Source organism: Pyxidicoccus trucidator, assembly GCF_010894435.1.
Taxonomy (GTDB): Bacteria; Myxococcota; Myxococcia; order Myxococcales; family Myxococcaceae; genus Myxococcus; species Myxococcus trucidator.
This window is the reverse complement of record NZ_JAAIXZ010000022.1, coordinates 58,482-75,363: the sequence shown is the minus strand read 5'-3', so window position 1 is coordinate 75,363 and position 16,882 is coordinate 58,482. Positions and strand designations below refer to the sequence as shown.

The following is a 16,882-nucleotide window of genomic DNA, read 5'->3' as shown; positions in this document are numbered from 1 at the left end:
AGGCTGCCAGCTCCCGGGAAGGCAGCGCCTCACCGCCACCACTGGAGCCGCGCCACGGCGCCCCCGCCGTTCTCGTAGTACGCCATGACGACGCGGTGCATCCCCGAGCGCAGGTAGCGCCAGGTGACATACGTGGTGGGCGCCTGGTCCTTCCACCCATTGATGATGCGAGTCCCATCCACGTAGACCCGCACGCCGTCATCCGCCTCCGCGGCGAAGAAGTAGCCGCCCGAGGGCAGGTAGAACCACCCGGTCCACAGCACCGAGAAGCCGTCCGCCTTCACCCAGAGCGGTGAAGGGCTGCCTTGACCCCAGTCATGGGAGAGCGGTGCGGACTCGCAGCGCACCAGCGCGGGCGCGCCCGCGAGCCCCGTGTTGTTGAAGTACTCCGCCCGGTACATGCCCTGTGGGCAGTCGGGTGGAGCGTCGGGCACGAAGCGAGCCGTGTACGTGGCGCCGGTCGTCCCAACCACGATTTCCCGCTCCCCTGCCCCGCCGTCCTCCCAGCTGTGGAAGACGGCATCCCCCTGGGGTGAGGGAGCATGAAGGGTGTGAGTGGAACCGACGATGACCGTGCGGATGAAGGGGGCCGGGAGGGACCTGCCATCGAACACCAGCTCCATCCCGGGAGGCGAGGTCTCCAGCCGCACCTGGACCGTCCAGGGGTGCACGCTCACCGTCGTCGACCCCGTCAGGCCGGCCGAGTCCGTCGCGGTGAGGGTGAGCTCGAAGTAGACCTCGTCCCCGTGGTCCGCGATGGTGAACGTGCCGCTCGGGCCCGTGCTGGTGGCGTAGGGATGGGCGTGGCAGTCCACCCCGTTGCAATGCTGGAGGGTGAGCGTCCAGGACAGCTGGTCGTCCGGAATGGGGCCGTCCTCCGGGTCGCTCGCGAAGCCCGCGTAGGCCACCACCTCCCCCACGCGGAACCGGTACTCCGGTGAGGGGGCGGTGATGGAGACGACGGGGGGATGGTTGCCCGCGGCGATGGGGAGGCTGACGGAGTGACTGCCGCCCCGTCCGTCGCTCACGCTCAGCGTTGCCGTGAAGAGGCCGGCCATGTCGTAGGTGTGCTCCGGATGGGTGAGGTGCGAAGGCGGGCTGCCATCTCCGAAGTCCCACGTGTACTGGAGGGCATCTCCATCCGCGTCACTGGAGCCCTCGCTGGAGAACTGGACGTGGAGCGGCAGGCTTCCGTGGCTCGGCGTGGCGGAGGCCACTGCGGTCGGGGGCGTGTTGCCCTCCGTGTAGCGGAGCCGGCGCAGCTCTCCCGCGAGGATGTCGACGATGAAGAGGTTGGAGTCGGGCCCGACGTCGAGTCCGACCAGCCCGCCCACGTCGGTAGCGAAGGTGGCCACGCTGTCGGGGATGAGGTTGTCGTCCGCGTCGACCCGCAGGGCGCGAATCCACTGCGCGCTGTAGTCGCCGAAGAAGTAGGCACCGCGCCACTCCGCCGGATACGCCGCGCCCGTGTAGAAGGCCCCGCCAGTGGACGTGCGGCCAGCTTCACGGCCCCAGACATACAGAGGCGGCTTCACGGCGGACGGGCCCCGCCCATAGAGGGCCTGGCAGACCATCCGGGTCTCATACCCGGGCTGGCGGAAGGGGCCCTCGTAGCAGGGCCAGCCGAGGTTGGCGCCCGAGCTCGCGACGTTGATCTCCTCGTAGGTGCCCCAGCCGACATCGCCCAGGTAGGGAGTCCCCGTGTCGGGGCGCAGGTTGAACCGATACGGATTGCGCAGCCCGTAGGCCCACACCTTCGAGCGATTGGCGCCAGCGTCTCCCGTCCAGAACGGGTTCGACGGCAGCCCCTCGCCCAGAGGGGTGATACGCACCACCTTGCCCGCGAGCGAGTGGAGGTCCTGGGCCCGCAGGGCATCGTCGTCGACTCCGTCGAAGCGGGCCCCGTCTCCCAGCGTCGCGAAGAGCGTGCCATCCGGAGCGAAGCGGACGTTGCCCACGGAGTGGGACGCACTGTCGGAGGGGATGCAGTCGGTGCCGTGGGGGAAGTCATTGCAGGAATTGCCCACCACGGTGCCCAGCAGGACGCGCTCGCTGGAAGGAGCGGCGGTGTCTCCCTCGGCCGTGTACCGCGCGAGGCGCGCCGTCTTGGGGCCCGGGTCATCGTCGGCATCGTCGTCGTAGGTGTAGAGCAGGTAGACGTAGCCGTTCGTCGCGAAGGCGGGGTCTACCGCGAGGCCGAGGAGCCCGCGGTCATGGTGGGCATTCACCTGCTCACGGAGGTCGATGAATGGCGTGGGCCGCAGCTCGCCGTCCTCGAAGAGGCGGACCACGCCAGCCTTCTCCGCGATGAGGATGCGCCCGTCGGGCAGTGCCGCGAACGCGGTCGGGAACGCGAGGCCGGAGACGACGACCTCCTGCGCGAAGCCGCCGGGGAGCGCGAGGCCGGGGTCCCAGGCGAGGCCGGACCCACGCCCGGGACTCGGACGCCAGGGCTGGGCATCCGCCAGAAAGCTCCACGCAAGACAGACGAACAGACAGGTCACGCTCCCGCGTGACTTGCGGCCCGGAACGCGCATGAACACTCCGCGAAGGGGGACAGCGAGGGTGGCCGGAAGCTGGTGTCTCCACCGGGCCAGACCAGGGGCACTCCGGCCCTGGGTCTCTGTCACCACCTGCGGGCGCGCCGGGGCGACGGCGTCACCCGCGCATCACCCCTGGCTGCCCATGGAGTCCTATGCGGTGCGCCAGCGCACGGCCAGGAGCGACACCACCACCAGCGCGCTCCCCGCGCCCACCACGGCCATCACCGGCCGGCGCAGCATCGCCTCGACGGCCTCCAGCACGCCGCCCGTGAGCTCGCGGCCCACCTCTCGAACGAGCCGCTCGCGTCGCAGGCCCTTGCTCCATCGACGCCCCTGCGTTTCCAGCGCTCCACCCGCGCCCCGGACGGTGGCGGCGGCGGTGCGCTCGGCGAGCTTCTCCAGCGATGCGCCCAGCGCCTCGGTGGACGCCGCCGGGCTGCGCGTCAGTTCCTCGCGGATTCCCGTCGCCAGCCCGCGCACCAGCACCCGGCCCACTCGCTCCAGCAGGCCCGTCAGCGAGGCCGAGTCCTCGCGCAGCTTCGACTCGATGCCCTCGACGAGTCCCCGCCCCACCTTCGCGGCGACCTCCGCTCCCAGCGGGGCGAAACACCGCGCGTCCTCGGCCAGCTTCGGCACGGCGGTGTGAAGCTCCTCCGTGGCCGCCCGCACCACGCCCCGCGCCATGGCCGCGGCCCTGTCTCCCGGAGCGCGAATCTCATCGGTGCGGCTGTGGGCGAACTCCACTGCCTCGTTGAAGAGGAGGTTGAGGCGCACCATCAACCCGTGGAAGGGCAGGCCGCCGTTCTGCCACTCCTGCTCCAGCACCTCCAGCGCGCCCTGCATCGCCGAGGCCGCGAGCGTATGGGCCAGCTCTCCGGATACGCCGCGCTCTCCCTCGGCCGCCTCGTGCACCAGCCGCCCCATCAGCGTGAGCGCGTCCTGGACGAGGCTGGCCAGCTGGCCGTCGACCTCCGGAATCTCGTGGCGCAGCCCGTCCGCAGCGCCGCTCACCGCGCCGCTCACGGCCTCCTTGGCCACCAGCCGTTCGAGCGCCAGGACCAGGTTTCGAAGCGCCTCAATAGGACCCGCGCGCCGCTCGTTCCCCATCCATCACCGCGTCCTTCCAGGCAATGCACCTCACTTCAGGGTGCGGACGGGACTCCGCCAGGGCAACCAGGAGGGATGGAGGACAGCCCCACCAGCCCTCCCCTCCCTGGCTGGCCCCGAATTGCGTAGCGAACACGCCAATGCTGGAATTAGTTGACGCTCAAAGTATCTATACCCATAGGTAGACCCGTGACTGACGCCGCCCTGAACGAGCGGGTCCAGGGCTTCCTCATGGCGCACATCGACTCCCTCGAGAAGCTGGAGGTTCTCCTCCTGCTTCGGACTCGGACGGAGCGGGAGTGGACCGCGGCAGAGGTGGCCTTGGAGCTGCGCATCAATGAAGAGTCCTCGGCCGCGCGGATGGAGGACCTCACCGCTGGCGGTCTGCTCGTCAGCGACGGAGGGAAGCCCGAGCGCTACCGCTACAGCCCCGTCAGTACCCATGACGTGCGCGCCATCGCCGAGCTGGCGATGGTGTACGCGGAGCGGAAGGTGAGCGTCATCACCTTCATCTTCTCGAAGCCGCAGGCCCGCGTGCAGGGCTTCGCGGATGCCTTCCTCCTCAAGAAGCGGAGGGACTGAGGGGCCGCACGAGGGCTCCCGCGGGAGCCCCCCTCCCACGCGGACTCACTCCGGGGAACGGCCGGCGAGGAGACTGCCTTCCGGCCGGCCGGGGGGCAGCGCGGGCGCGATGCGCGACAGCACGGGCTGGTGAAGCTGCTCGAGGTTCGCCTCGGCGCGCAGCAGCGGAAGTCCGTGAGGCTGGCCCCGCAGCCAGCCGATGAGCTTCTCGCGGACCAGGCAGCGCAAGTCCCACGCCTTCCCCGAGTCCGCGGCGCTCACCAGCGCCCGCAGCTTCATCGTCCGCTCGGTGCAGTCCGTCACCTGGAGCCCCTGCACCTTGCCGTCCCACAGTCCCAGGGACTCGTGCTCCAGCACCCGCTTCAGCTCGGCGCGGGCCGCCACCACGTCGGTGCGGAAGTCCGCGTACAGCTCCACCGTGCCCATGATGTCGGGCGACACCTTGCTCCAGTTCTGGAAGGGCTTGTCCAGGAAGTGCGTCATCGGAATCACGAGCCGCCGCAAGTCCCAGACCTTCACCACCACGTAGGTGAGCGTGATTTCCTCCACCCAGCCCCACTCGTTCTCCACGATGACGGTGTCGCCGATGCGCACGGGCTGGGTGATGGAGAGCTGGATGCCGGCCAGCAGCGTGGAGATGGACTTCTGCGCCGCCAGGCCGATGACCAGGCCCGCCAGGCCCGCCGACGCGAGCAGCGAGACCCCCACGTTGCGCACCGCCTCGAACTGGAGCAGCAGCAGCGACGCGGCCACCAGGGCGACCACGACTTCCGTCACGCGCCGGAGCACCGCGAGCTGCGTGCGCAGTCCCCGCGCGCGGGCCACGTCCGCGCTGTTCGCTTCCTGGGCGACGGTCTGCTCCACGAAGCGCGAGGCCAGCTTCACGAAGCGCAGCAGGAACCACGCCACGGTGGCGATGACCACCGAGTGCCCGCCGACCTGGATGACGTGCCCCGCGGGAGGAGGAAGCCGCAGCGCCAGCGCGCCTGACAGCACCACCACCGCGAACAGCAGGTAGCGGAGGGGCCCCCGGCCCGAGGCCGCGAGCTGGTCATCCCAGCCCGACTTCGTCAGCCCCGTGGCACGGACCGCCATGCGGAGCACCCCGCCCTCCAGGGCGCGTCCCGCCAGCCAGCCCGCCGCCATCACCAGCGCCAGCCCCAGCCATTGCCACAGCTCCACCACACCGAACGGACGCGTGAAGAGGACTGAAGGCAGCGACTCACGCAGCGCCAGGCCCTGCGAGGTGGACAGCAGGTCGATGGCCGGCGGGGCGGTGGGCGCCTGGAGTCCTGCCTCGGCTCGTGCCACCTCCGGGGACGCTTCGAGCGCGAGCGCCGGCAGGGAGGACAGCAGCAACACGAGGAGGAGGGAGGCGCGGCGCATGGGTTCCGTTTCGAGTGAAGGCCCTTCTAGGCCATATAGTTTGAGTTCAAACTATACGGCATGATGGGTCCCCCGTCCAGCCTGCCCGACCCCGCGGATGTTGCGTGACACGGCGGGTCCGTGCGCGGCAAGCGCTTCGACGCGATGCAAACCGCCAGGGGCGTGCTGTGGGAGGTCAAGACCGACAACTTCGACACGTACACAGCCGCCCTCCGAAAGATTGTGATCGCAAAACAGGTGCATGAGTTGCAGCGCGAACGCGACCTGGCAAAGGCCTGCAGGTATGGATTCGTTGTCGGCGTACGAAGCGCAACGCACCGGGCGGCGCTGCGCGCATCAGACCCTTCCCTCAACATTGTCGTCATGGACTGGTGCTGAAATGGCAGAGCCGAGAGACTCCCTCCTGCTCAGGGTCTACGCACCCGCGCTCGTGGCCGACGACAACCGACTGGTGGCGGTCGTCCATGCGATGGAACGCGCCTTCCCCGGCCTCCATCTGGGGTGGACGATTTCCAATGAGGGACGGTTCCTCCCCCTGCCGCGACGCGACGCGTGGATCACCGAAGATACGCGAAAGGGGGCATTTCCACTCATCTGCAACGACGATGAGAGCAACCTCGTGACGCTCTCCTGGTCGGAACCGCCAACCAGCCAGAACCCGTGCGGCCAGCGCTTTCTTGAGGTCCATGCGGAGTGGCCACTGGACGCGACGGGCCTTTCGGTTGCAGCGGAGTTGCTGGAGCAGGTGGCAGGATGCACGCACGCGCTATGGGGGCATGCAACGCCCGGACGCGCAGCGGGAGATATCGCGGAGCAGACAAGCCCCACGTTGGAGGGGCCGCCCTACCCGCCCCGGAGCCTGCCCGCTCTCAAGCTTCCGTGGGACCTCCCATCGCCTGAGACTCCGCATCGCCTGGGGTGGCTGAACTACTGGTCGGCCGCTGCTGCGGGCGCCATCGGATTCCCGGATCACTCGCGCGACGAGGACCTGCTCTCACTGGCGCGGAGCACTGCGACAGACGGATGGGTTGTTCGTCTCACGACTGCTCCGCTCGACCTCGATAATCCCGCGCACCTCGACGCGCTCCTGCGCGGCTATGATCGTTTCCCGAAGATCGGCGGGCGCTCATCCCTTCGAAGTCCACGCGATGATCGAAGGAAGTTCCCGGCAGGGAAATTGGACGGTCCGCTTCAGTGGGAATAAGCCCACCGTGAGGCCCCCGCTGGCCACCGTCACCTCCGTCAGGCGGAGCCGTTGACGAAGCGATGGAAGGACGTCCACTGCCTTCAGGTCTCCGGCAGACACACGTCACCTGTGCTCATCAGCATCCGGAGCTCGGAGAACCGGCTCGGACTCAGCGTTCGCAGCACGTTCGCGGGCAGCACCGCGTGGGTAAGCCGTCGCGCGAGCAGGAGCTCGGCCAGCGGCTCCCCGGAGCTCTGCGATTCGTGAAGCATCTCCAGCCGGCCGCCGTTGGCCAGCGCCATCAGGATGTCGCACAGGGACGCGTCAACGGACGGGTGGAAGAACTGCAACACCCGCGTGTCCGCAGTTCCAGAGCCGCGCGTAGGTCACTGCGACGGCCGCGTCCGCGATTGCGACGCGACTGGCATGTTGCCGCGACTGCTCCTCAATCACCTGCAGCACCGACCGCCACTGTCCGTGGTCTGCCCTGCGGGTTCGCACGCGCGTGGCTTCGCGAACGGAGCGGGCCGCACCGCGAAGCCCCTGCGTGTCACCGGGACTCCGCTGCGTTCCGCCGGACCGCGAGGCCAGGGGCGCACAGCGGAGTCTCCCCGGCTTCGAGTCAGGGACGTGCTGAGTGCTACTTCGCGCCGCCCTCTTCGCCCACGGCCAGCGTGGTCATCGGAGGCGGCTTGAAGCCACCATCTTCGCCCAGCGCCTTGGTCGTGATGTCAGGCGGCTTGAAGCCGCCCTCCTCGCCCACGGCCAACGTGGTCATCGGAGGCGGCTTGGTGCCACCGCCCGGAGGCTTGATGCCGCCCTCCTCGCCCACGGCCAGCGTCGTCATCGGGGGAGGCTTGATGCCGCCCTCCTCGCCCACTGCCAGCGTCGTCGACGGAGGCGGCTTGATGCCACCCTCTTCACCCACGGCCAGCGTCGTCGACGGAGGCGGCTTGATGCCACCCTCCTCACCAAGCGCCTTGGTGGTCATCGGAGGCGGCTTGATGCCACCCTCTTCACCCACGGCCAGTGTCGTCGACGGAGGCGGCTTCGTACCGCCCTCCTCGCCCACCGCCAGCGTCGTCGTCGGAGGCGGCTTCGTACCGCCCTCCTCGCCCACGGCCAGCGTCGTCGTCGGAGGCGGCTTGATGCCACCCTCTTCACCGAGCGCCTTGGTGGTCATCGGAGGCGGCTTGATGCCACCCTCTTCCCCGAGCGCCTTGGTGGTCATCGGGGGCGGCTTGGTGCTGCCCTCCTCACCGAGCGCCTTCGTCGTCATGGGTCCACCCGGCTTCACCGGCGGACGGGGCGTCTCGTACTTGATGAACGACGGCCCCTTCGGAATCTTGGTCAAGGAACTCTCCCCCTGCTTGGTCACATGGATTGTCGGACGCCGGCCTTTGTAGTTGCCTGAGAAATTGGCGAACCCCCGGAAGCACCCGACGACAGAGGGCAGGTCCTTGAGAATCGGCATCTTCGGTGACGGCAATGACCCGCAGTGCGCGGCGGTGGCGCACGAGGCGGGAGTCCTGGGCGCGGAATCGGTCATCATCGACAGCGAGGCCCTGGAGCACGGCTGGCCGCTGTCCATGAAGGACGACGAGACGTACTACCTCGGGCAGCGCGTGGACGACCTGCGCGGCTTCTACCTGCGCTTCGTCCCCGCCCCCTTCGTCCCCGCCCTGGAGCAGAACGGCGAGCTGGTGCTCTATGAGGACTGGCACCACCACTTCATGCAGACGCGCGAGCGCGCCTCGTACTTCGTGGCGTGGCTGCTGAAGCTGGCCCACCAGGGCGCCACGCTGGTCAACGGGCCGCACGCCGCCAGCGTCATGCAGTACAAGCCCTTCCAGCTCCACGCCCTGCGCAGCCTGGGTGCACGCGTACCCCGCACGCTCATCTCCAATGACCCGGCCGCCATCCGCGCCTTCCACGCGGAGGTGAAGGACGTCATCTACAAGCCCATCATGGGCGGCGCCATCACCCGAGGCCTCGACGCCGAGGCGCTGGAGCGGCTGGAGGACGTCGCCGCCTCCCCGGTCATCTTCCAGGAGCGGGTGCGCGGCGACGACCTGCGCATCATGCTCGTGGGCGACGAGGTGGTGTCCTGCGTGGCGATTGAAACGCCCGAGCAGCACCTCGACTTCAGGGCGGACCCCATCTACAGCGGGGGTGAGGCGAGCTATCGCGAGGTGCCGCTGCCCGAGCCGGTGAAGCAGTTCTGCCGGCAGGCGGCGCGTGCGTGCGGCCTCACCTTCGCCGGCATCGACATCAAGCACCACGGGGACGACTACGTCTTCCTGGAGCTCAACAGCTCGCCCATCTACCTGGACGTGGAGGTGAAGCTGGGGCACCCCATCAGCCGCGCCATCGCCCGGGCCGTGGTGGAGGGCGCGCGCACGGCGCGGTAGCCGGGCGGACCCCACGCCGGACCTCGGCGAAGTCAGCGCCGACCTCGACGGGCGCCCGGGCCCCATTCCCGAGCGTGGGAGGCACCGTGTTACGGTGCCCACGGTCTCCACCACACCCTGATGGAAGTCGGCCCTCCGGAGACCCTCCGCCCTACATCATGAAGAACGTCGAGGACGTCTACCGGTTCACCGCCTCCCAGCGGGAGCTGCTGTCCCAGCGACAGCCCGCTCCCGAGGCCCGTGTCGAGCACCTCCATGCCCCGTTCCGTGGCGCCCTGGACGAGCCCGTCCTGGAGGAAGCCCTGCGCGAGCTCGTGCGCCGGCACGCCGCGCTGCGCACCGCCTTCTTCATGCAGGGCCTCGCCGAGCCCATGCAGGTCGTCCGCGAGAAGGTAGCCCCCGCCCTGGAGCGCGTGGACGCCACCGACGTGGCGTCCTGGCTGGAGGCGGACCGCCGGCGAGGCCTGAACCTCACCGCCGCCCCGCTGGTGCGCCTGTCGCTGCTGCGCACCGGGCCGGACACGGGCGTGCTCGTCCTGGGCTACCACGCCGCGGCGCTCGACGCGGGCGCCGCGCGGCTGTGCCTCCACGAGCTGCTGCGCCTCTACAAGTCCCTCCGTGAGAAGGCGGACGCCGGCCTGGAGAAGGCCCGCCCCTTCCGCGAGTACCTCTCCTGGGTGGACCAGCAGGGCACCCCCGAGGCCGAGGCCCGCTGGCGCGAGCTGCTGCGCGACGCGAAGCCCTCCCTGCTCCCGGAGCTGCCCGCCGCTGCCTCCGACGCCCTGCCCCGCGTCCAGCAGCAGCTCCTCTCGCCCACGGAGACGGGCAACGTGCAGGCGTTCCTGCGCAAGCACAAGCTGGAGCTGGGCACGCTCGTCCAGGCGGCGTGGGCGCTGCTGCTGCGCCACGTCACGGGGAGCCAGGACGTAGTCTTTGGCGCGCAGGTGCCGGGCCGGCCCGCGACGCTGACCCAGGGCCGCCCGCTGGTGGGCAGCTTCGCGCACGTGCTGCCAAGGCGGCTCGCGGTTCCGGCGGACGGAAACCCCGTGCGCTGGCTGCGCGGCCTCCAGGCCGAGCTGACCGAGGCCCAGCGCCACGAGTACGTCTCCACGGCCCAGGTGCGCCAGTGGCTCGCGCTTCCCGAGGACGCGCTCCTCTTCCAGAGCGTCGTCGCCGTCTGGGAGGCTCCGGACGAAGACCCGCTCCGTCCCCTCGCGCGGGAGCTGGGCTTCCAGCCCTTCACCCGCGCCGCGCCGCCGCCGTCCTTCCCGCTGCTGCTGGAGGTGGAGCCCGGCCCCCGCCTGGCGCTGCGCCTCCACCATGACGCGCGCCGCTTCGCGCCCCTGGACGTCATCCGCCTGTCGGGCCAGCTCGTGGCGCTCGTGGACGCGCTCGTCTCGCAGGCAGACAGGGACGTGTCCTCGCTGCATGAGGTGGTGGAGGCCGCCGGCCGGGCCGTGGAAGGTGGCTCGCGGGGCACCGTCACCGCGGGCTCCACGCCGGGGCCCGCGGAGCTCCAGGCCCTGCTGGCCTGTCATCCCGAGGTGCGCACGGTGTCGGTGCGCGCCGAGGGCAACGCGCTGGTGGCCCACGTGGTGCCGGCCCGCCGCCGGGCGAGGAAGCTCGACTTCGGCCTCTTCTTCTTCGCCGACGAGGACGCCGGCACCCGCGACAAGTACCACCTGCTGCTCGAGGCGGCGAAGTTCGCGGACCAGCACGGCTTCAGCTCCGTCTCCACGCCCGAGCGCCACTTCCACGAGCACGGCGGCATCTACCCCAACCCCGCCATGCTCGCCTCCGCGCTGGCCACCATCACCCGCAACGTCAGCCTGCGCGCGGGCAGCGTGGTGCTGCCGCTGCAGAGCCCCTTCCGTGTCGCCGAGGAGTGGTCCATCGTCGACAACCTCTCCGGCGGCCGCGCGGGCATCTCCATCGCCTCCGGCTGGGTGCCCAACGACTTCGCCTTCTTCCCGGAGAACTTCGCGCGCAAGCGCGACGTCATGTGGGAAAACCTGGAGACGGTGGAGCGGCTGTGGCGCGGCGAGGCCGTGGCCACGAAGGACGGCGCCGGCAAGGAGGTCCACCTCCAGGTCTTCCCCCGTCCCCTCCAGCCACGGCTGCCCACCTGGGTGACGTGCGCCACGGACCCCGCCCTCTTCGAGCGCACCGGCGCCAACGGCTACAACGTCCTCACCTCGCTGCTGGGACAGGCGCTGGAGGAGGCGCTGGAGAAGCTCGGCCTCTACCACGCCGCGGCGGAGCGGGCCGGGCACGCGCGCGGCTCTCGCACCGCCACGCTCATGATGCACACCTTCATCGGCCAGGACGCGGACGAGGTCCTCGACAAGGTGCGCGCCCCCCTCACCGCCTACCTGCGCGCGCACGTGGCGCTGATGCAGACGCTGGTGAAGAGCCTGGACCTCCAGGTGGACATCAACGAGCCGAAGTGGGCGGACTACCTCGCCTCCTACGCCTTCGAGCGCTACTACCGCACCGGGGCCCTCATCGGCACGGTGACGTCCTGCCTGCCCATGGTGGACAAGCTGCTGGCGGGCGACGTGGACGAGGTGGCGTGCCTCATCGACTTCGGCGTGGACACCCGCTCGGTGCTGGACAGCCTCACGCACCTCGCCGAGCTCAAGCGCCTCGTCCAGGATGACGCGCTGCGCATGGAGCGTGTCCTCTCCGAGTACCTCGACGAGCGCGTGGTGGGCACACGCCCCCAGCTCACCTTCCGCCTCGTGGAGGATGTGGGCGCGTGAGCACCTGACGGGTCTTCAGCGGTCGTCCGGGGGGCGGGCAAAATCCCGCCAATCTCGTTTTTTCCGCCCTGCCTGGACATCCGACAGACGGCTGTGTTACTCGGTTTGTATCAAACAAATGTGTCGCGCTGCCGGGCGCGCGGGAGACCGTGTCCCCGAATCGCGCTGACTGTGTTCGCGGTGGACCGCGAGCCAGCCAGGCAAGGGGGACACTCGCGAAGCCCTTCCGGGGTGGCGGGGCTCGGGAGGCGGGTACGGGACGTATGCGCGCGACGAATCTGCTGTTGGAGTGCTCGACGCTGGTGGAGCTGTCCCGGTGTCGCGCGGAGCAGCATGGCGATCAGCGTGCGTACACCTTCCTGGTGGACGGTGACGGCGAGGAAGCCCACCTCACGTACGCGGAGCTGGACGCTCGGGCGCGGGCCATTGGTGGCTTCCTGCAGGAGCGCGGCGCGCGGGGTGAGCGCGTGCTGCTGCTCTACGCCCCGGGCCTGGACTACGTAGCCGCCTTCGTCGGCTGCCTCTACGCGGGCGCGGTGGCGGTGCCGGCCTACCCGCCGGACCCGATGCGGGTGGCGCGCACGCTGCCCCGGCTGGAGGCGGTGATCCACGACGCGCGCGCGCGCTTCGCGCTCACCACCGGCTTCATCCAGTCCGTGGTGGAGTCGCTGGGTGAGCAGTCCGCGGCGCTGGCGGGGCTGACGTGGATTGCCACCGACACGGTGGAGGCCGGAGCGGCGGACGCGTGGAAGGAGCCGGGCGCCACGCGCGAGTCGCTGGCGTTCCTCCAGTACACCTCCGGCTCCACGGGCACGCCTCGCGGGGTGATGCTCAGCCACGGCAACCTGCTGCACAACTCGCTGGCCATCCACCGCTGCTTCGAGCACACCGAGGCCAGCCGGGGCGTCATCTGGCTGCCGCCGTACCACGACATGGGCCTCATCGGCGGGGTGCTGCAGCCGCTGTGTGGCGGCTTCCCGGTGGTGCTCATGTCGCCGCTGGACTTCCTCAAGCGACCGGCGCGGTGGCTGGAGGCCATCTCCCGCTACAAGGCGACGACGAGCGGCGGGCCCAACTTCGCGTTCGACTTGTGCGTGCGCAAGACGACGCCGGAGCAGCGGGCGGCGCTCGACTTGAGCAGCTGGGACGTGGCCTTCAACGGCGCCGAGCCGGTGCGCGCGGAGACGCTGGAGCGCTTCGCCCGGGCCTTCGAGGTGTCGGGCTTCCGCAAGCAGGCGTTCTACCCGTGCTACGGGCTGGCCGAGGCCACGTTGATTGCCGCGGGAGGGCGCAAGGCCACGCCGCCGGTGGAGCGGGCGTACGTGCGCGAGTCCCTCCAGCAGGGCCGCGCCGAGGCGTCGGAGGCCGGAGCCGACGGCGCGAGCGTGCTGGTGGGCTGTGGCCAGGGCGTGCTGGAGCAGGAACTGCTCGTCGTGGACCCGGAGTCCCGCGTGCCCGCGAAGGAGGGACGGCTGGGGGAAATCTGGGTGCGTGGCGCCAGCGTGGCCGCCAGCTACTGGGAGCGCCCCGAGGAGAGCGAGGCCACCTTCCGTGCCCGCCGCGCCGACACGGGCGAAGGGTCGTACCTGCGCACCGGCGACCTCGGCTTCGTGGCGGAGGGAGAGCTGTTCGTCGCGGGCCGCATCAAGGACCTCATCATCCTGCGCGGTCGCAACCACTACCCGCAGGACCTGGAGCTGACGGCGGAGGCCAGTCACCCGGCGATGCGTCCCGGCTGCTCGGCGGCGTTCTCCGTGGAGGCGGACGGCGAGGAGCGGCTGGTGGTGGTGATGGAGGTGGACCGCAACCGGCTGTCGGAGCCCGCGGCGGCTGTCGCTGCCCTGCGCCGCGCCATCGCGCAGGCGCACGAGGTGGCGGTCGGCACCGTGGTGCTCATCCCCCCGGGTGGCCTGCCCAAGACGTCCAGCGGCAAGGTGCAGCGGCGCGCGACTCGCGCCATGTACGTGGCCGGTGAGCTGGAGGTGCTCGCGGAGGACCGGGGTGTAGCGGACGCGTCCGATGCGCCCGCGAGCCAGGAAGAGGCGCTGCCTCCGCTCACCCGCGAGGCGCTGCTGGCCGCGTCAGAGGAGGAGTGCTCGCGGCTGCTGGGCGCGTGGCTCCAGGGCCGGCTGGCCCGGGCGCTGTCGATGCCTGCGTCGGCGCTGGATGCGACGCGCCCCCTCACCGAGCTGGGGCTGGACTCCATCCATGCCATTGAACTGAAGGGCGCGCTGGAGGAGGAGCTGGGCGTCGGGTTGCCGGTGGCGTTGCTGCTGGAGGGCGTGCACCTGGAGGCGCTCACCGCGCGGGCGCTCGCGGAGCTGCGCCACCCCACCGCGGTGCTGCCTCCCCTGGTGGCTGGCGCTCGTGGGGACTCGCCGCCGCTCTCCTACGCGCAGGAGCGGTTGCTCTTCCTGGAGCAGCTGTCGGCGGGCAGCGCGGCCTACAACATCCCGGCGGCGGTGGAGCTGGAGGGGGCGCTGGACGTGGCGGCGCTGGGCCAGGCCCTGGCCGCCATCTTCCAGCGGCACGAGGTGCTGCGCACGCGCTTCCCCCGCGCGGAGGGACGCTTCACCCAGGTCATCCTTCCGCCGGAAGAAGTCCCGGCCCAGCTCTCCGGACCCGGCGCGGTGGTGGACCTGGGCGCGCTGCCCGACGCGGAGCGGCAGCCGGAAGCCGAGCGCCTCACCGCCGAGGAGGCCCGTCGCCCCTTCGACCTGGAGCACGGCCTTCCGGTGCGAGCACGGCTGCTGCGGCTGTCGGAGCGCAAGCACCGGCTGCTGCTGACGCTGCACCACGGGGTGTCCGACGGGTGGACCATGGGCGTGCTGGTGCGCGAGTTGGGCGCGCTCTACGCGGCCTTCGCGCAGGGGCGGCCCTCTCCCCTGCCCGCGCTGCCCGTGCAGTACGCCGACCATGCCGCGTGGCTGCGCCGGTGGCTGGAGGGCGGCGAGCTGGAGGCGGAGCTGTCGTGGTGGAAGGAGCGCCTCACGGGTGCACCTCCGTTGCTGGAGCTGCCCTCCGACAGGCCCCGTCCGGAGCGACAGCACTTCGAGGGCGCGCGTCACCCGCTGGCGCTCTCCCCCGCCCTCACCTCGGGCCTGCGCCAGCTGGGCCAGGCCGAGGGCGCCACGCCCTTCATGTCGCTGCTCGCGGGCTTCCTCGTGGTGCTGCACGCGCGCACGGGCCGCACGGACCTGGTGGTGGGCACGGACGTGGCCAACCGCGAGCACGCCCGCACGCAGGGGCTGGCCGGCCTCTTCGTCAACCAGCTGGTGCTGCGCGTGGGCCTGGAGGGCAACCCGTCCTTCCGCGCGGTGCTCGGGCGCGTGCGCGAGGTGGCGCTCGGCGGCTACGCGCGCCCGCACGTCCCCTTCGACAAGCTGGTGGAGGCGCTGCGCCCGCCGCGCGACGCCCGCTACAACCCGCTCTTCCAGGTGATGTTCGTGCTGGAGAACGCGCCGCTGCCCGCGCTGAAGCTGCCAGGGCTGGAGCTCCGGCAGCTCGAGGTGGATGACGGAGGCTCGCCGTTCGACCTGTCCGTGTTGCTGTCCGAGTCCGGTGGGCACTTCCACGGCGTGCTGCGCTACGCCACGGCGTTGTTCGACGCGCCCACCATCACCCGGCTCGCGGAGGACTACGAGGCGGTGCTGACCACGGCGGTGACGCGGCCCGACGCCACGGTGGACGAGCTGAGGCAGCAACTGGCCGAGCTGGAGCGCCAGCGGCAGCAGGCCCGGGCGAAGGAGCTGCAGTCGACGCGCAAGGAGCTGTTCCGCAGCGTACGCCGCAAGAGCGGAGGTGAGTCATGACGGCAGGTGGCCCGGTGAAGCGCGCGCTGCCCCAGGTGCGGCGCCGCGAGGTGGATGGCTCCGGACAGGACTGGGTGCGCTTCGAGGAACCCCGCCCCGCAACTCACCTGCCCGTCGTGGCCCGTCCCGCGCTTCCGGGCGTGGACCTGGCCGCGTGGGCCCGTGGCCAGCGTGCCCGTGTGGATGAGCACCTGCACCGCCACGGCGCCGTGCTCTTTCGCGGCTTCGACGTGGCGACGCCCGAGGCCATGGACGCCGCCATCCAGGCGCTGGCCGACGAGGCGCTGAAGTACGAGGAGCGCTCGTCACCGCGCTCCCAGGTCAGCGGCAACATCTACACGTCCACGGACCACCCCGCGGCCGAGCGCATCTATCCGCACAACGAGCAGTCCTACAACCTGACCTTCCCACTGCGCCTCTTCTTCGCCTGCGTGACGCCCGCGCAGCAGGGAGGCGAGACGCCGCTGGTGGACTCGCGGCGGGTGTACCAGCGCCTGCCGGCGGAGCTGCGCGCCCGCTTCCTGGAGCAGGGCTATATGTACGTCCGCAACTTCGGCCACCAGCTGGGGCTGAGCTGGCAGACGGCCTTCCAGACCGAGGACCGCGCCGAGGTGGAAGCGTACTGCCGCCGCAACGGCATCAGCTTCGAGTGGCGCGAGGGCAACCGCCTGCGCACGCGCCAGGTGCGCCGCGCCGCGGGGCTCCACCCCGTCACCCGCGAGCCCGTCTGGTTCAACCACGCCACGTTCTTCCACGTCTCCACCCTGCCCCCGCAGGTGGGTGCGGTGCTGCTGGCCGACCTGGGCGAGGACGAGCTGCCCAACAACACGTACTACGGCGATGGCTCGCCCATCGAACCGGCCACGCTGGAGACGCTGCGCGCCGCGTACGACGCGGAGCTGGTGGCCTTCCCGTGGGAGCGTGGGGACCTGCTCGTCGTGGACAACATGCTCGCCGCGCATGCGCGCTCCCCGTTCTCCGGGCCCCGACGGGTGCTGGCGGGCATGGCGCGCCCCTTCTCCTGGAGTGATGTGGCCCCGCCAGGCTCCTCCTCGTCCTGAGCTTCCCAACGCGCCCGATGGCGCCGACTACC

At 70.7% G+C, this 16,882-nt stretch carries 12 protein-coding genes; 7 read left to right on the top strand and 5 right to left on the bottom strand.

Annotation, left to right across the window (positions count from 1 at the left end):
* Positions 1-29: 29 nt before the first annotated feature.
* Together G4D85_RS40795 and G4D85_RS40790 are read right to left on the bottom strand one after the other, a co-directional pair.
* A complete protein-coding gene (locus G4D85_RS40795) occupies positions 30-2,537 on the bottom strand; it encodes a PQQ-dependent sugar dehydrogenase (protein ID WP_164019670.1) in 2,508 nt (835 codons plus the stop codon).
* Between the two features lie 156 nt (positions 2,538-2,693).
* A complete protein-coding gene (locus G4D85_RS40790) occupies positions 2,694-3,650 on the bottom strand; it encodes a hypothetical protein (RefSeq protein WP_164019669.1) in 957 nt (318 codons plus the stop codon).
* 189 nt (positions 3,651-3,839) lie between these two features.
* Here G4D85_RS40790 and G4D85_RS40785 point away from each other — a divergent pair, with 189 nt between their 5' ends.
* On the top strand, positions 3,840-4,232 hold the full coding sequence (locus G4D85_RS40785) for a hypothetical protein (protein WP_164019668.1): 393 nt from the start codon (positions 3,840-3,842) through the stop codon (positions 4,230-4,232).
* 45 nt (positions 4,233-4,277) lie between these two features.
* Here the strand turns inward: G4D85_RS40785 and G4D85_RS40780 are convergent, their stop codons facing one another.
* Positions 4,278-5,618, bottom strand: coding sequence for a mechanosensitive ion channel family protein (locus G4D85_RS40780; RefSeq protein WP_164019667.1), 1,341 nt, complete (start codon positions 5,616-5,618; stop codon positions 4,278-4,280).
* A gap of 120 nt (positions 5,619-5,738) precedes the next feature.
* On the opposite strand from G4D85_RS40780, the gene G4D85_RS40775 reads away from it, so the two are divergent.
* Together G4D85_RS40775 and G4D85_RS40770 are read left to right on the top strand one after the other, a co-directional pair.
* Positions 5,739-5,996: a DUF6310 domain-containing protein gene (locus G4D85_RS40775; protein ID WP_240359797.1), complete on the top strand. Its 258-nt coding sequence runs from the start codon at positions 5,739-5,741 to the stop codon at positions 5,994-5,996.
* Between the two features lie 52 nt (positions 5,997-6,048).
* On the top strand, positions 6,049-6,822 hold the full coding sequence (locus G4D85_RS40770) for a DUF5953 family protein (protein ID WP_338052941.1): 774 nt from the start codon (positions 6,049-6,051) through the stop codon (positions 6,820-6,822).
* A gap of 83 nt (positions 6,823-6,905) precedes the next feature.
* Here G4D85_RS40770 and G4D85_RS40765 read toward each other — a convergent pair whose 3' ends face one another.
* A complete protein-coding gene (locus G4D85_RS40765) occupies positions 6,906-7,157 on the bottom strand; it encodes a hypothetical protein (RefSeq protein ID WP_240359795.1) in 252 nt (83 codons plus the stop codon).
* A 287-nt stretch (positions 7,158-7,444) separates the two neighbouring features.
* A complete protein-coding gene (locus tag G4D85_RS40760) occupies positions 7,445-8,158 on the bottom strand; it encodes a hypothetical protein (RefSeq protein ID WP_164019666.1) in 714 nt (237 codons plus the stop codon).
* A gap of 106 nt (positions 8,159-8,264) precedes the next feature.
* On the opposite strand from G4D85_RS40760, the gene G4D85_RS40755 reads away from it, so the two are divergent.
* The 4 genes from G4D85_RS40755 (at position 8,265) to G4D85_RS40740 (ending at position 16,850) form a co-directional block, all read left to right on the top strand.
* Positions 8,265-9,215 carry an ATP-grasp domain-containing protein gene (locus tag G4D85_RS40755; protein ID WP_240359794.1) on the top strand — a complete coding sequence of 317 codons (951 nt, stop codon included), beginning with the start codon at positions 8,265-8,267 and terminating at the stop codon, positions 9,213-9,215.
* Between the two features lie 158 nt (positions 9,216-9,373).
* Positions 9,374-11,977, top strand: coding sequence for a MupA/Atu3671 family FMN-dependent luciferase-like monooxygenase (locus G4D85_RS40750; RefSeq protein WP_164019664.1), 2,604 nt, complete (start codon positions 9,374-9,376; stop codon positions 11,975-11,977).
* A 263-nt stretch (positions 11,978-12,240) separates the two neighbouring features.
* A complete protein-coding gene (locus tag G4D85_RS40745) occupies positions 12,241-15,789 on the top strand; it encodes a condensation domain-containing protein (RefSeq protein WP_164019663.1) in 3,549 nt (1,182 codons plus the stop codon).
* Positions 15,786-16,850, top strand: coding sequence for a TauD/TfdA family dioxygenase (locus G4D85_RS40740; protein ID WP_164019662.1), 1,065 nt, complete (start codon positions 15,786-15,788; stop codon positions 16,848-16,850). Before G4D85_RS40745 ends, G4D85_RS40740 begins: the two co-directional genes overlap by 4 nt.
* Positions 16,851-16,882: the final 32 nt, after the last annotated feature.